General features: G+C 51.3%; 6 protein-coding genes and 2 pseudogenes. 7 read left to right on the forward strand and 1 reads right to left on the reverse strand.

What is annotated here, in order from left to right; all coding sequences use genetic code 11:
• The 7 genes and pseudogenes from HKD32_RS13915 to HKD32_RS13945 all read left to right on the forward strand — a co-directional run.
• Window positions 1-131, forward strand: a pseudogene (locus HKD32_RS13915) (IS481 family transposase); the annotation flags it as partial.
• Between the two features lie 141 nt (window positions 132-272).
• Complete coding sequence (locus HKD32_RS13920) at window positions 273-2522, forward strand: Hint domain-containing protein (protein ID WP_061928596.1); 2250 nt, start codon at window positions 273-275, stop codon at window positions 2520-2522.
• A 94-nt stretch (window positions 2523-2616) separates the two neighbouring features.
• Window positions 2617-4068 (forward strand): AMP-binding protein, encoded by a 1452-nt coding sequence (locus HKD32_RS13925; RefSeq protein ID WP_194258327.1) that lies wholly within the window; start codon window positions 2617-2619, stop codon window positions 4066-4068.
• Between the two features lie 56 nt (window positions 4069-4124).
• The gene (locus tag HKD32_RS13930; RefSeq protein WP_194258328.1) at window positions 4125-10466 is read left to right on the forward strand and encodes a type I polyketide synthase; all 6342 of its coding nucleotides are present in this window, start codon (window positions 4125-4127) and stop codon (window positions 10464-10466) included.
• On the forward strand, window positions 10463-12271 hold the full coding sequence (locus HKD32_RS13935) for a fatty acyl-AMP ligase (RefSeq protein ID WP_061928602.1): 1809 nt from the start codon (window positions 10463-10465) through the stop codon (window positions 12269-12271). The genes HKD32_RS13930 and HKD32_RS13935 overlap by 4 nt, the downstream gene beginning before the upstream one ends.
• Before the next feature lie 2 nt (window positions 12272-12273).
• Entirely contained in the window at window positions 12274-13455 is a 1182-nt protein-coding gene (locus tag HKD32_RS13940; protein WP_061928604.1) for an autotransporter strand-loop-strand O-heptosyltransferase, read from the forward strand.
• Window positions 13452-14804, forward strand: a complete 1353-nt coding sequence (locus HKD32_RS13945; RefSeq protein ID WP_061928606.1) for an autotransporter strand-loop-strand O-heptosyltransferase — start codon at window positions 13452-13454, stop codon at window positions 14802-14804. Before HKD32_RS13940 ends, HKD32_RS13945 begins: the two co-directional genes overlap by 4 nt.
• Here the strand turns inward: HKD32_RS13945 and HKD32_RS13950 are convergent.
• A pseudogene (locus HKD32_RS13950) lies at window positions 14801-15488 on the reverse strand (integrase core domain-containing protein). The gene HKD32_RS13945 and the pseudogene HKD32_RS13950 overlap by 4 nt on opposite strands.
• Window positions 15489-15684 lie beyond the last annotated feature (196 nt).

The following is a 15684-nucleotide window of genomic DNA, read 5'->3' on the forward strand; positions in this document are numbered from 1 at the left end:
ATAATTTCGGGCGAAGACTCAAGACCCTCAGTGGCCTTACCCCTTACGAATACGTCTGCAAAATCTGGACTTCAGAGCCGGAAAGATTCATCATCAATCCAACCCATCAAACCACGGGACTAAACACCTAGTAACTGTGTTTAAGCGGCGGAGCTAATATAGTTACAATTTCGTTGTTGACGAAAAATAACCCGTTAACATAAGTTAATCATGCGGCGATAAGCGTAGGGAGTCTAGGCTTCTCGCTCCCTTTTCTTAAAGAGGATTAGAGAATGGCCTACCAATCTGGTTCTACATATTTCTATAATGCGAGTTCCGGAAGTGTTTCGAATGGCGGTACAATCAGTGGTACAGTAACGTCATCCGGAGGTACAACCTACGTACAGACATATTACAGTAATATTAAAAACGGTGGCTTGTCAGGTGCGACCGCCGGTTCCTACGGAGCGATTATTGCAAGTGGAGCTGGCAGTAATTATGCTGGTACAAACCTTACAGCCACAACGAATGGTGCGCTGCTTGCATCGGGCGGCACAATTGCTGGCGCTGCTGTAGCTACCAGTGCGGCTGCGTTGGCGTTTGGTTCAGGAACCATTACCAACTTCAATGTGGCCAACGGCGGTGCAATTTACGTCGGAGACATGTCGCAGACTTCTGCTGCGCAAGCCCTTACGGGCAAGGGTATTACGTCTCTTAATGGTCCTGGCTTTATTAACAGCGGTACAATCAGTGCCGGTGGTACAGAAATTATCGCCAGTGGTGGCACCGGTCAGAATGCTACTGTGCACGGTGTGCAGTATGTCTCTGCCGGTGGCCTCTCAATTTCTGATACTGTCAACAGTTCCGGTGTTCAGAACCTTCTATCCGGCGCTACCGCAAATCAGACAACCGTTGGTAGTGGCGGCACAACCGTTGCTTCGCCTAGTGCGCACATCAACAACATTACTGTTGCTGGGGGAACCGTTAATAACGGTGGTATCCTGAATGGTGCAGTTGTTCAGGCGGGACGACTTGAAGTTACAAGCGGCGGTACTGCATCCGGAGTGAGCGTCCAAAACGGCGGCACCGAAATTACGGACTCCGGCGGCTCACTGCTCAATGTTACCATTTCTGCAGGCGGCACCGCTATTGTGGAAAATGGCGGATATGCTTCGGGCGGCACCATCAACAAGGGGGGTGTTGAAATTGTATCCTCCGGCGCAACCGTAACGAGGATGAGCATCCTCTCCGGAGGATCCCTTGTCGTTAATTCTGGTGCAAGCCTTACCAACACAGTTATCAGTTCTGGCGCCGTCATCGATGTAGATAATCTGACTTACGCCTCTGGTGGAACGGTCCATCTTTCAAGCAATGGTGTCCTGACCGTTACTGAAGGCGGAAAAACCTGGACCACCACTTTCACAGGTGCAGTCTCTTCCAATGATTACTTCATTGTTACGAAGGATACGGACGGCAGCACGGTTTTGACGTTCGTCTGCTTCTTGGCAGGTACTCTTATCCGTACGGATAACGGCGAAGCGACTGTTGAGAGCCTGAATATTGGTGACAATGTCGTCACTTATGTTGATGGTCGTGAAGTTATTCAACCTATTGTTTGGGTTGGCAAAAAGACTGCACACGTCAAACCAGGTCTGCCGCTTGACGAAGCTGGCTATCCTGTCCGGGTTCTTAAAGACGCAATTTCCACTGGCGTGCCACACCAGGATCTCTTGGTCACGCCGGAACACTGTTTCTACTTCGATGGTCGCTTCATCCCGGCTCGTATGCTCGTTAACGGTAAAAGCGTGTTTTACGACACCACGTTGACGACATATGACTATTATCACGTTGAAACCGAAAGCCACTCCATTTTGTGGTCCAATGGTGCCCTAACCGAGTCTTACCTCGACACGGGGAACCGTCAGGAATTCGGTCAGCAGGGTAAGGTCGTTCGCCTTACGGCAGGCCCCGGTCGTGACTGGAGCACGGAAGCTGCAGCACCACTCGCAGTAGCACGTGAACTGGTTGAGCCTGTCTACCGTGCGCTTGAAGATCGCGCAGCAGAGCTTGCCCTGCCTCAGGTTACAGCACCGTTTGAACTCACTAACGATGCAGACCTTCATCTGGTTACACCCGCAGGTCATCGCATTAACGTTGCTCGCTACACGGAAAATGGTCGCGTCGTCTTCATGCTGCCAGCGGGCCTTGATGAAGTCCGTATTGTATCCCGTGCGTCCCGTCCGTCCGATGTCGTCGGTCCAATGGTTGATGACCGTCGCTACTTCGGTGTGAACATCGGTGAAATCCAGCTCTGGGAAGGTAACGGCAAGCAACTCATCACGAGCCACTTGTCTGATGCCCATCTCGCTGGTTGGAATGGTATCGAGGGGCCACATGGTCGCTGGACAACCGGTAACGCAACTCTGAAGCTGCCGCACCGTGAAAAGCTCAACCTCTCTATCCTGTCTCTCGAAATCCGTCACGCGGGTCCATATGTCCTGATTGATCAGGACAGAGACAATAAAAAGGTTGTCGCATCCTAAAAACTATTAACTAATACCGAAGTGGCGTGCATTTTTATAATGTGCGCTACTTTTGTATCTCTTTTGTCCCTCTCCGAAAGGTAGGTCATTTTATATGCTGGAACGTCTGGCCCTGGCTCAGTCAGCTGGTTCGCCAGCTTCAATCGCAATGACTTGGCTGGAAGGTGAGGCGACATTCGGGAGACTTGCCGAGGATGTAAATCGCACTGCAGCAGCACTTCTGCAGTTACGGGATCTCGCACCTAAAGTGATAGGGGTGCATTTTACGAACCCATATCGTCACTGGCTCGTTGTTCTGGCTCTCTCAAAGCTTGGGATTGCTTCTGCGTCCCTGCCGGATCAAGTTAATGTAACGCTTGAAAAAGCTCTCAATGTCCTTTCTCCAGACATTGTACTTCTTGAAAAAAATATTGATTTGCCGATTGCGCAGCCACTTGTGCTGGATGAAATTTGGTTCGAACACATAACCGCATCACCTGCAGTCTCTATCGTTCGAGATATTGCAGTCCTTCCAGATGATGTGGTCCGTGTTGCTCTTGTCAGCGGGACCAACGGTGCCCTGAAGAAAATCAACCTTACAGCACGACATATCGAAATATCTGTTTACCATCTCGTGTTTCAGGATCTGTCCACTTATGGATATCGGAACAACGAGTTGCGCGTGGTTCCAACACTTGGACCAACAACCCCAACAGGCTTCCTGATTGTCATTTCAGCTTTGGCTTCTGGGGCCAGATTACAAATGCTGCAACAACGTGAGCTTGGGATTGCTTTTTCCCAGAAAGTCCCGACAGTCGCCATTTCTTCGCCAATTCATATCAGCGCAATACTGGATCAAATTCCTCCAGGGATGGAGCCACTCACGAGTCTTTATCTCACAGTTGCGGGCGGTAAGCTTCCAAATGAACTGCGTGAGCGTATCCGCACTACGCTAACACCCAACATTCAGGTTGTTTACGGCGCTGAAGAGTGCGGTATCGCCACGGTTGAAAACGGCTTAGCGATTTCCGATGATGCTGTCGGCAAAGCCCTGTCTTGGGTGAATCTTCAGGTCGTTGATGATGCCGATGATGTCGTGCCTTTTGGAACCATAGGGCAGGTAAGAATTTCAGGTACCGGCGTTGTTTCCGGATATGTTGACGATGCTGAAGGTACCAGTAAGCAGTTCAGGAACGGTTGGTTCTATCCGGGTGATAAAGGCTCTCTCACTCAGGATGGCGTTCTTCATCTTCATGGGCGTCATGATGATCTCGTCAATTTTGGTGGGGAGAAATTCGACCTGCACGCTCTCGATGCCCATGCGCTGAAATGCTCAGGCATAACCGACGCAGCGATGTTCACTGTCCCAGACGAATTAGGTCTGCCGTCACCTTGGATCGCGCTGGTATCCCAACAGAATTTCAGGCTCGAAGACTTATCGGATTGGATGCGCCAGTCCTATCCCTCGCTTCCTCAGGCAGCCGCAGTTTTCGTGATGGGAATTCCGCGTCTGAGTGGCGGTCAACCAGACCGTGCTGCTCTGGCACAAGCCGTCCAAGCGAGTTGATTGGCACTCTTTTCCTTAAACGATCATTCGACGACGCGTAGAAAAGGTAAACTCACATGGTCGAGTACGGTAACGATATAGCCATCGTGGGTATTGGGTGCAGACTGCCCGGAGGTATTGAAACCACCAAGGATCTCTGGACATTCCTTTGCGAACAAAAGGATGCGTCTTCCGAAGTTCCTGCTGATCGCTGGGGCATCAAGCGGTTTTATGACCCCGAATATGAAACCCCGAACAAGACATACATGCGTCGTGGCTCCTTCATCAGTCAGAAGATTGATCAGATGGACCCCCTGTTCTTTGGGATTTCCCCACGCGAAGCATCGATCATGGACCCCCAACAGCGACTACTACTGGAAGTCGTCTGGGAGGCCATGGAAGACGCCGGGATTCTTCCTGCGTCCTTGACCAAAAGCCGTACTGGCGTTTTCATCGGGACGTTTTCACTGGACTGGCTCGTCGCCTGTGGTTCCCCTCTGAACCGCCCGCTGATTACGGATCACTTTGCCGCCACCGCGGCCTCCGCCACCATGTTAGCGGCACGTATCTCACATAATCTCGGCTTTCAGGGGCCGTGCATGTCGATTGATACGGCCTGCTCATCATCACTCGTCGCCATTCATCAGGCATGCACCAGTCTCTTGACAGGCGAGAGCAACGTCGCGGTCGCGGGCGGCGTCAACATCATGGTTGCACCGCCTGCATCCATTACCATGTCAAAAGGCCATTTTCTTGCAGCAGATGGCCGATGCAAAAGCTTTTCCGCAGATGCTGACGGATATGGGCGTGGCGAAGGCTGTGGCATCGTTATTCTCAAGAGACTTCCCGATGCTCAGAAAGACGGTGATTTCATTCATGCTGTCATCGCAGGAACGGGCATCAATCAGGATGGGCGCACCCTGTCGCTCACCATGCCCAGCGAAGAGGCACAGAGAGCCCTTCTTCTTGAAGTTGCACAGAAGGCCAAAATCACTCTCGATCAGATTGGATATGTTGAGGCACATGGCACAGGAACACCTGTAGGCGACCCTATCGAAGCCCGCGCCATTGGAACCGCGATCGGCCAGAAACGCCCAACAGGGCAACCACTGGTTGTCGGCTCCATCAAGGCCAATATCGGCCATCTTGAAGCTGCCGCAGGCGTTGCAGGGCTTATCAAGTCTGTTCTCTGCCTGCAGAATAATGCCATTCCTCCGCAGGCAAATCTTACAACACTCAATCCCGCCATTCCCTTTGATGAGCTTGGGCTAAAAATTCCGCAACACCGCATGGCGTCTCTAAGCGCGGAGACCGGCCAGGTGCATGTCGGTGTCAATTCATTCGGCTATGGCGGTACGAACGCTGTGGCTCTTCTGCGATCTGCACCAGCACATTCTCCTAAACGTTCGGTTGCACTCAAACCTTCGGACGCACTGCTTCTTCCTATCAATGCAATGGGAGATGGCCCTGCGAAAGCACTTGCGACGGCCTACGCAGATTTGCTCGAGGGGGAAAGCGGCCCCAACGCCGAAGATCTTTGCTTCTCTGCCGGAGCTAACCGGACGCCCCTCCAATCTCAGACCGTCATTATCGGTTCGGACCGGCAGGAGCTTGTTCAGGAACTCCGCAAATTCGTGGATGAAAAAACCTCACCGCGAATTGTGAGAGGACGTCGACGGAATGGACCTCACCTCAAACCAGTTTTTGTCTTCTCAGGAATGGGATCCCAATGGAAAGGGATGGGGCAGCATCTTGTGCGCCACGCCCTGCCTGAAGCTCTCAAAACAGCGCAGCGCATAGACAGATTGTTCTCGGAGCTTTCCGGGTGGTCCATCATTGATGAAATTCTTGCTGATCGTTCGTCATCAAGGATTGATGAAACGATTGTCGCACAGCCAGCCATCTTCATTATTCAGGTCGTTCTTGCCGAAATCTATCGCCTTCATGGCATAGAGCCGTCTGCAATTGTTGGTCACAGTGTTGGTGAAGTGGCAGCGGCTTATATTGACGGTGCATTGACCGTCGAAGACGCCGTGACCGTCATTTATCATCGCAGTCAGCAGCAGGCACGTCTGGCAGGACGTGGGACGATGCTTGCCATCGGACTGTCTGGTGAGGCCGCAACGCAGCGGTTTCTTGGCCCGTATGCGGATTCCGTGTCGATCGCTGCTTATAACAGCATGCAGTCCTGTACCCTCGCAGGTACCGAAGAAGCCCTTAAGGCGATCGCAGCGGACTGTCATGAAAACGGGATTTTCAATAGCCTTCTGCGTGTTGAAATTCCCTACCACAGCTTCATGATGGATGAGGTCCATGATGACCTTACAGCCGCATTAGCCAACATCTCGCCACGCGCTGCTTCTGACGTCCTTTACTCGACGGTCACCGGAACACGGTGGGGGAATTCTGAAAGACACGACGCAGCCTACTGGTTTGATAATGCGAGGAAACCTGTCCTTTTTCAAAACGCGATACAGGATCTCCTCGACAAAGGTGAGCGCGTCTTTCTGGAGATCGGCGCCCATCCTGTTCTGAGCGGTCTCATCCGCGAAACAGCTCAACAGTTTGATGGTGATGCCGTTATCATTCCTAGTCTGACGCGCAGAGATCCGGAAAACCTGGCGATTGCCCGAAGCATTGCGCGCCTCTACATGGCAGGCGTGCCTCTCGATTGGGGCTTGCTGACAGGCGGCGTCAGAACCCCCCTCCCGCACTATCCCTGGTCCCGTAGTTATTTCTGGGCTGAAACTGAACTGTCACGACGAGACCGTCTTGATGGAACTGTCCACCCTGTTCTCGGTATTCCGGTAAGTGCGTCTCGCCCGGCATGGATTGCGGACATCAACCGCAACTATATGCCCTGGTTAGGAGACCATAAGGTTGACGGGATCTGCCTTTTCCCGGCGGCTGGCTATATCGAGGGAGGTCTTGCGGTCCATCGTCAGATCGAGCGGACAGACGTCGCCATTATCGAAGATCTCGAAATCGGTCAGGCGTTACTGCTCGACGGCCTGACGCCGCCGACAGTGGATTGGGCTTTTGATGCCGACACGCGTACTCTTACTGTTGCGTCCGCGCAGGGAGAGGAGGGCGACGAAGAGTGGGTCCAGCACGCGAAAATGCGCGTCCTGAGCAATATTCCATGGGATGCCACACCCGTCACGCCCGACGATCTGTACAAAGACACTCACACCAATGTCCCAACCGATCAGTTTTACGCCGGCCTTGCAGAACATGGTTTTATGTACGGACCATGTTTCCAGACCGTCAAAAATCTGAAAATTGGCGAAAATCTTGCCGTTGCCACGCTCAACTATGATGTTGAAGAAGACGTCAGCGAGTACTTCCTCCACCCCGCTCTCCTTGACGGAGCTTTTCAGGCGCTCATCGGTGCGGGGTACAACCCGGCAGAGGAACGGGTGTTTATCCCGACAGGAGCACGCCAGATCCGTTACCATGGGGAAAAACACAAGGACCTTATAGCGTTCACCACACTGACGAAGCGAACTGACAAAGGCATTGAAGGTGATATCAGGCTTTACACCCCCAATGGCGATCCGGTTGCTGAAATCATCGGCTTTCGTGCAAAGGCTATTCAGAAACTGAAGCTCGGCACTGCAGAAGACGTCATTCCACGTCTCTATAGACAGACCTGGCTGAAAACCGAGTTTCTTCCTTTATTTGCAGAACCTCTGTCTGTGGCTGCTTTCGGACGCGATGCTGCTCTCCTTGGCCAGGTTCAGGATATTTTTTCCGAACAAGGGGTTATGGTCGATGCCCATACACTCAATACCCTTGACCAGACTGGTCTGGAAAACTCTCTCCAACAGACCTATGACGTCGTTCTTTACATCCCCAACCTTGATGGAAACGAACCGACAGGCATTGAGGCTCTGGAAGATGTCTTGCATCTCACCAAAGCACTCAACACGGGCTCTAACGACACAACCATATCCACACGTCTCATCGTGGTGACACGGGGAGCTGTAACCCTTGAAGAGAAGGAAGGCGCTTCGGTCAAAACAGGACAGGCCGCATTACGCGGCTTTGCTCGAGGAATATCGTCAGAGCGGCCGGATCTTTCCCTGCGTATCGTCGACATTGGTTGGGCTGACGCTGAGCCTGCTATCCTCAGGCATCTCTGCGCAGAAATTATGCAGACAGATGCTGAAGATGACATTTTACTCAGGGTCGATGGGCGCGCTGTCAGCCGACTGGTTCCCTCAGATGAAAAGAGCGAGCCAGCTTTAACGCCCTATAGCCTGACTGAAAGGTCTGAAAACCTCTCTGTTGGTGTAAAACTTGCAATTGGTTCCAACGGATCTTTTGACAAGCTACATTATGAACGCATTGTCCTGGAGAAGCCTGGTCCGGGGCAGGTACTTTTTAGAACACTTGCTGCTGCGCTCAATTTCAAAGATGTTTTGAAAGCGACCGGCCTCATTCCGGATAGCGTCATCGACGATACCTTTCATGGCGAGACACTCGGCATGGAGGCTTCAGCCGAAGTCTTGGCTGTTGGGGAAGACGTTACGGATTTTGAAGTGGGCGCTCGATATGTCGTATCCTGGCCCGGATGCTTCGCCTCTCATTTTATGGCGGATGCAAAAACCATTTTTGCGCTGCCACTTCAGGGGCTTGGAGCGCCGAAAGAAGCGGCAACTCTTCCGGTAGCTTTCATCACAGCCTATTATGGTCTCTCTAGACTGGCGCAGTTATCCGAAGGTGAGACCGTTCTCATTCATGCGGGGACGGGTGGTGTCGGGCTGGCTGCCATTCAGTTGGCCAAGAAAATTGGTGCGCGGATCTTCGCAACGGCAGGAAGTGCAGAGAAGCGTGACTATCTTCTGAAACTTGGTTGCTACGGCGTCTTTGATTCTCGCTCTCTGGCATTCGTGGACGGCATCAAGGCGGCTACTGCCGGACGTGGCGTCGATGTGGTGTTGAACTCTTTGGCGGGTGAGGGGCAGTCACACAGTCTTTCTCTGGTAGCGCCTTACGGTCGCTTTGTCGAAATCGGCAAGAAGGACATCATCGAAAACAAAGGTCTGTCGCTCGCAGCATTTAATAAGAACCTAACCTTCTTTTCTCTAGATCTTGATCGCATGATGCTTGAACGTCCGGCACTGATGCGGTCACTGCTTGAGGATGTTGCGGGACTTCTTAGAACAGGGGCTGTTGAACCCCTACCGTATACAGATTTTCCCGCTGCCCATACGTCAGACGCCTTTCGCTTCCTTGCCTCGGCCAAGCATATCGGAAAGGTTGTCATTGATTATGAGAAGCTTGAAGACCTCTGGGCTTACCCTCTACCGCGACCAAAGCCCCTAATTTCTGAGGATAATCTCTATCTGGTCACAGGAGGCATGGGCGGCTTTGGCTGGGCAACAGCCCAGTGGCTGATAAATAGCGGAGCCCGACATCTCCTGCTGCTCGGACGCACACCTCTGGAGAACACAGATGTTTTTGAAGACATTCAGGTCAAGCGTTCTGACGGTTTAGACATTCGAACCGTTCAGGTCGATGTATCTGACGAAAGCGCCATGCGTCGTATTATTGAGGAAGCAAGCAAAGACGAAGTGCCGCTCAAAGGCATTTTCCATTGTGCTGGCATTTTGGATGATGCGCTCCTCCAAAATCTTGATATTGCGCGTATTGCGAACGTCATGCGCCCCAAGGCAGAGGGTGCCATCATTCTTGATCGCCTGACTTCCGATCTGAGTTTGGACTATTTTGTCCTGTATTCTTCAGCAACGACACAGTTGGGGAATGTCGGGCAGAGTGCGTATATCGCAGCCAATACTGTTCTGACAGCAATCGCAGAAAACCGATGGCAGAAAAGGCAACCAGCCCTCTCGGTCGATTGGGGAGCTATCGGCGATGTTGGAATGCTGGCCAGAAACGAAACGGCAACCAAAGCGCTGGAGCTTGCGGGGCTCAAGGGAATGTCTGCACAACGGGCCTTGAAAGAGATCCCGCGTATGCTGGAGCTTGAGATTCCGTCTGTTGCCTGCATGGACATTGCCTGGAAGAAATGGACACAAATATTCCTCGGTGCAGAACAGGCTGCGAGGTTTTCCTTGGTTCGCCTGGCTGAAGATAATGCTGCGGGAGCGAGTGCAAGACTGGCTACCCTTGTCACTTTACCCGAGGATGAGCGGCTACCGTACGTCGTCGATCAGGTTAAGATCCTGATTGCGCAAACTCTTCACCTTGATCCGTCCGCCATCGACGGGCGTGCACGTTTGTCTGAACTTGGCATTGACTCCCTTGCCGGGGTTGAACTTCAGACGGCCCTGCGTCTCGAATTCGGTGTCGAAGTTTCCATTCTGGTTCTCGCGCGCGATGAGAGTATCCAGAAAATGTCCCAGTTTCTTTTGAACCGTATCAAAATCGGGCAGGGGGCCAAACTCCCATGAGCGAAACATTCATTACGACACAAGGTCCTGACGGCGAAGACGTCCTCGACTGGCGTGAAAACACCATCGTTGATGCCCTCAGGTTCCATGCTCTGCGGACACCGGATCTCAAGCTCTATACTCTTCTGGGAGATGGCGAAAACGAAACGGATGGCATCACAGCCATCGAACTGGATCAACACGCCAAAGATCTTGGAAGCTGGCTCAAGCGCCTTCTTCCTGAAAAAGCGCGGGCTATCCTTCTCTACGATAACAGTCTGGATTACATCAGAGGCCTGATGGCATGTCTGGTCTCGGGTATTATCCCGGTGTCTGGCGTCCATCCCAAAGCCTTTGGAGCCCGTGACCGCTTTCTTGCGATTAGGGACGATTCAGAGGCGTCTGCTGTTATTGGCAACAAATCTGTTCTGGCAGAATTTCAAAAAGTCTGTGGACCTCCGGATGACGGGAGCCGTTTTCTCTGGATCCCTACCGATTCAGGCAGACTTCCAGCAGGGACGCAGACTTTTACTCCCCACTCTGACGACCTGGCACTTATTCAATACACCTCCGGGTCTACACGAACGCCTCGTGGTGTTCTTCTGACACACCGCAATATTGCTCATAACCTGTTTCGACAGGCAAAAGCTTTTGGCTATCGACGCGGCGATTGTGGGGTCAACTGGCTCCCCTTGTCTCATGACATGGGACTTATCGGTGGCGCACTGATTACACTCGGAACGGGAGGACGATGCGTTCTCTTGGCTCCGGAACATGTCGCTGAAAAGCCTGTCCGATGGCTCAGGGCTATCAGCAAGTATCGCGCGACATTGTCCGGTGGTCCTGATTTTATGTACGGCCTGTGTGCCCGCACGATTGATGATGAAGACCTGCATGGTCTGGATCTCTCATGCTGGGAGATTGCCTTTAACGGTGCCGAATATATCCGCCCGGACACGATGCAGAATTTTTATAGAAAATTTTCGCCCGTTGGATTTGATAGCCAGTCATTCTTCTCCTGCTACGGGTTGGCAGAAGCAACGTTACTTGTGACGGCCAGTACACGCGGTCAGGGCGTCAGATTTCAGACGTTCTCAAGACATTCATTATCTTGTGGACAGGCAACCGCCTCCAAAGAACCTTTGGATCAGCGCCAACTTGCGAGTTGCGGCGCGATCTTTGAAGACATCCGTATAGTCATTGCAGATGAGGAGACGAACGAGAAACTTCCTGATGGACGGGTCGGTGAAATCAGGATCCAGAGCCCAGGTGTTTCTCCAGGATACGTTAATCGTAAAGCCGAGAATGAACGGGTCTTTGGTGGCGGGGTCGCTGGGGAGCAGGGAACATTTCTGCGAACTGGGGATAGAGGGTTTGTGTGTGATGGAGAACTGTATGTCGTGGGACGTCAGGATAACCGCATAACGGTTGGCGAAAATATTCTCGACCCTGAAGATATTATTGCCTGCCTGACCAAGTATGCGGATGACATCCGCATGTTCTCAACAACGGTATTTCTTGAGAGCAGAAATCAGGAAGCTCCTTTGGTTATTGCTACTGAACTCCCATCCGCTTCGGAAGTGGATAAAACAGCTCTGGGGCAAAGCATCGGTAAAACAGTCTGTGAGCGTTTTCCAGTGCAGAAGTGTCGGGTCGTTTTTCTGCGCGTGGGCAGCATGCTCAAAACACCAAGTGGAAAAATTCGGGTAGGTGAAATGCGGGAATACCTCAAATCAGAGCATCCGAATGTGCTGGGTGAAGAGCTTTACGTACAAGCAGGAACTCCTCAGGTTCGTATTCTGAAATTTGCGCATGGAAAGGTCTGATTGTGGAGAATCCCACCCTCAATGCCACACACAGCGCCTTTTCGTTGACGCAGGAGGGTCCTCAAGGGATCCGATATGACTTTAATGATGGATGCCGCGTTTATGTACCCGCAGGTCAGTGGCATGTGATCATCAAAGATCTTGATACCCATACAATTCTTTTTTCCCAGGATATCAACGATGGGTTTGTGCAGAGCGCGAAACGTTACTATGTGCGTTTCGGGATTGAGGTGAGAAAAGACGACAAACTCGTTTTCAGTCACGATATGGATCTGAAAAGCCAGTCAGTCCGTATTGATATGCGAAAAGGTGGTATTGGAGATCATCTTGCGTGGTTCGGGCACGCTGCCGCATTTGCTCAAAAGCACGGCTGTGATTTGACGGTCGATATTCGGGCCGACATTAGAACCCTCATTCAGGATGAATATCCTACTCTCAAACTCGTATCTGAAGAAGATCCTGACGTTCGATACTATGCGAGCTACACTGTCCTTGTATTTTATAGCGACGATAAGCTTAATCACAGTCCAGTAGACTATCGTGAAGCAGGCTTAGAGGGGAATGCATCTTCCATACTGGGCTTGTCGCGCATTTCTCGCCCTACAAAAATTACAATAGGCGAGGGCGGAAGGCCTATTGAAGAACCGTATGTGGTGATTGCTTCACAGGCATCAGCCCAGAACAAATATTGGAATAATCCTTTTGGTTGGATAAAGCTTATTCAGGAGCTAAAGACCCGAGGGTATCGTGTGTTCTGTATTGACAGAGAACACGTTAATGGCAGCGGTACTGTCTGGAACCACATCCCATTTGGCGCGGAAGATAAAACAGGCGCACTTCCGCTTTCTGAGCGGGCGCGATGGATAAAATATGCCGAATTTTTCATAGGGCTTTCCAGCGGATTAAGCTGGCTCGCCTGGTGCGTAGGCACAACGCCTGTTGTGCTTATCAGTGGTTTTACCCGACCGGAAAATGAATTTTCTACGCCATATCGCGTCATAAACTGGCATGCCTGCAACGGCTGCTCAAACGATATTCGCTGCGTTCTCGATACCTCCAATTACCTCTGGTGCCCGCGCCATGAGGGGACACCCAGGCAATTCGAGTGTTCCAAACTGATCGCTCCAGAACAGGTCATGGACATTATCAAGACAATTCCCAACCTTCTGGAGGTTATGCCATGACCGACCCAAAGGCGGCCGACATCTTCAAATCCATTCTGCAGGTTGGCAAAATTCCTGATTCAGCAGGTCCTGCGCCCAGTTTGAAAGACGCTGATCAAAACAAGGCGAATGAAACTTCAGCTTCGTCGGGTGATGCGGACAATCAAGGCGGTATTCTGGCTGCTGCTGCCATACCCACACAGGAGGGGCCAGAAGGAATCAGATATGATTTCAATATTGGATTGCGTGTTCAGGTTCCGGAAGGAAAATGGCGCGTACGCTTCTTTGATCTTGATACCGAAACGGTTTTTTTCGATGGAGAAGGAAGCAAATGCACTTTTGACAGCCGAAAAAAACACTATCTGAGGGCAAAAATAGAAGTATTCCGGGACGGGGTGCTCATTTTTTCTCATATTTATGATGCCACTGATCGGCCTGTCGCTATCTTGATGCCGGGCGGAACCATTGGTGATAGCATTGCATGGTTCACCTACGCGGCTCGCTTCAAAAAACAACATGGATGCAAACTTGTTGTTGTTCTCGCAGATCAGATGAAGGAGCTTCTGGAGCCAGCCTATCCAGATATCACTTTCATTCTGAGAAAAGATTATCTCTTAAAAAACAACGAATACTACGCAACGTATCATCTTGGCCTGTTCTTTGAGGATGAAGATAATTCCTGGCAGCCGGCAGATTTCCGGATGGTCGGACTTCATCGCACTGCAGGATATATCCTTGGTGTTTCTCCGGAGGAAGAACGTCCACAACTTGTTATTTCAGGTCAAAGGCCAATCGAGGAGCCATATGTCGTCATTGCGACGCAGGCAAGTTCTCAGTGCAAATACTGGAACAATCCCGAAGGATGGCATGATGTCATAGAATTCCTCAAACGATCCGGTTATCGTGTTATTTGTATCGATAAAGATATGGTCTGGGGACAAGGCCTACACTGGAACCAGATTCCGAATGGATGCGAAGATCAAACTGGTGCTCGCCCTCTCTCGGAACGCGCCAACTGGCTCAAGCATGCGGAATTTTTTGTTGGTCTCTCAAGCGGGTTAAGCTGGCTTGCTTGGGCTGCAGGAACACCTGTTGTGATGATTTCCGGCTTTACCCATCCGACGAATGAGTTCGAAACGCCGTATAGAGTCTTCAACACTCATGTATGTAATAGTTGCTGGCACGATATTCGTCATCCCTTCGAACACAGCAATTTTCTTTTCTGCCCTCGCCACAAAGACACCCCCCGACAGTTCGAGTGTACACGGTATATTAGTTCGGGCCATGTGATTGCCGCCATTGAGGAAGCAATATCCCATAATAATTTCATCAGAGGGGTGATACATAAAACGGGTGCAGATATATGCTAGTTGTTTAGTCCCGGGGTTTGATGGGTTGGATTGATGATGAATCTTTCTGGCTCTGAAGTCCATATTTTGCAGATGTATTCGTAAGGTGTGAGGCTACTAAGGCTCTTGAGCCTTCGCCCGAAGTTATAAGCTGCCATGAAGTCGTTGAGGTGTGTCCTCAACTGCTCATGACTGTCGTAATGTAAGCGTTTGACGGTTGCTTTCTTGATCGTCCGGTTCATCCGCTCAACCTGACCGTTCGTCCAGGGATGATTGGGTTTCGTCAGACGATGTTCGATCCCGTGGGCTTCGCAGACCATGTCGAAGCGTATGGGACGCGACCATGCCGTATTGCGATTACGAGCCTGCTCGACGAACTGGATGCCGTTATCAGTCAGAATGGTATGAACTCGATAAGGGATCATACATCAGGAGATGTTCGAGGAATTCCCAGGCTGTCTTCCGATCGGCTTTCCCGACCAGTTGTGTGACAGCGAATTTGCTTGTCCGGTCGATGGCAACGAAAAGGTGCAGCTTGCCCTCAGCACTCTAGACTTCGGCAGTCTGGCGCTTGCGCCATTTTGCACCTGTTTTCGGGTTGATCCCGAACTCCTCGCTCAGCGACGCGAGCGAAGCCTGCGATCGCTGTAGTGCTGCTCGCACGGCGTGCGTGGTCGTGGCGCTGCCATGACGTCTCTGTCCCATAAGGCTTCCTTCCACTCTCGTGAAAATACAACACCATCAAACCACGGGACCAAACACCTAATTTCGCAGCAGTCGTCTGTCTATCGTCAGGACAGAATGTTGATCGCATCCATATCCGCCAACCTTTCACACAGGCTCGAAAAAAGAAAATTATTGAAAGCTTTCTTTAGTAACCTTTAATAAGATTGTTTTTTAA

Origin of the sequence: Gluconobacter japonicus (assembly GCF_015244665.1) — a bacterium.
Classification (GTDB): domain Bacteria; phylum Pseudomonadota; class Alphaproteobacteria; order Acetobacterales; family Acetobacteraceae; genus Gluconobacter; species Gluconobacter japonicus.

What these genes read in the sequence shown, in the direction of transcription:
- HKD32_RS13930 (WP_194258328.1), top strand. Translation starts at nt 4,125, where the DNA reads ATGGTCGAGTACGGTAACGATATAGCCATCGTGGGTATTGGGTGCAGA.
- HKD32_RS13935 (WP_061928602.1), top strand. Translation starts at nt 10,463, where the DNA reads ATGAGCGAAACATTCATTACGACACAAGGTCCTGACGGCGAAGACGTC.
- HKD32_RS13925 (WP_194258327.1), top strand. Translation starts at nt 2,617, where the DNA reads ATGCTGGAACGTCTGGCCCTGGCTCAGTCAGCTGGTTCGCCAGCTTCA.
- HKD32_RS13920 (WP_061928596.1), top strand. Translation starts at nt 273, where the DNA reads ATGGCCTACCAATCTGGTTCTACATATTTCTATAATGCGAGTTCCGGA.
- HKD32_RS13945 (WP_061928606.1), top strand. Translation starts at nt 13,452, where the DNA reads ATGACCGACCCAAAGGCGGCCGACATCTTCAAATCCATTCTGCAGGTT.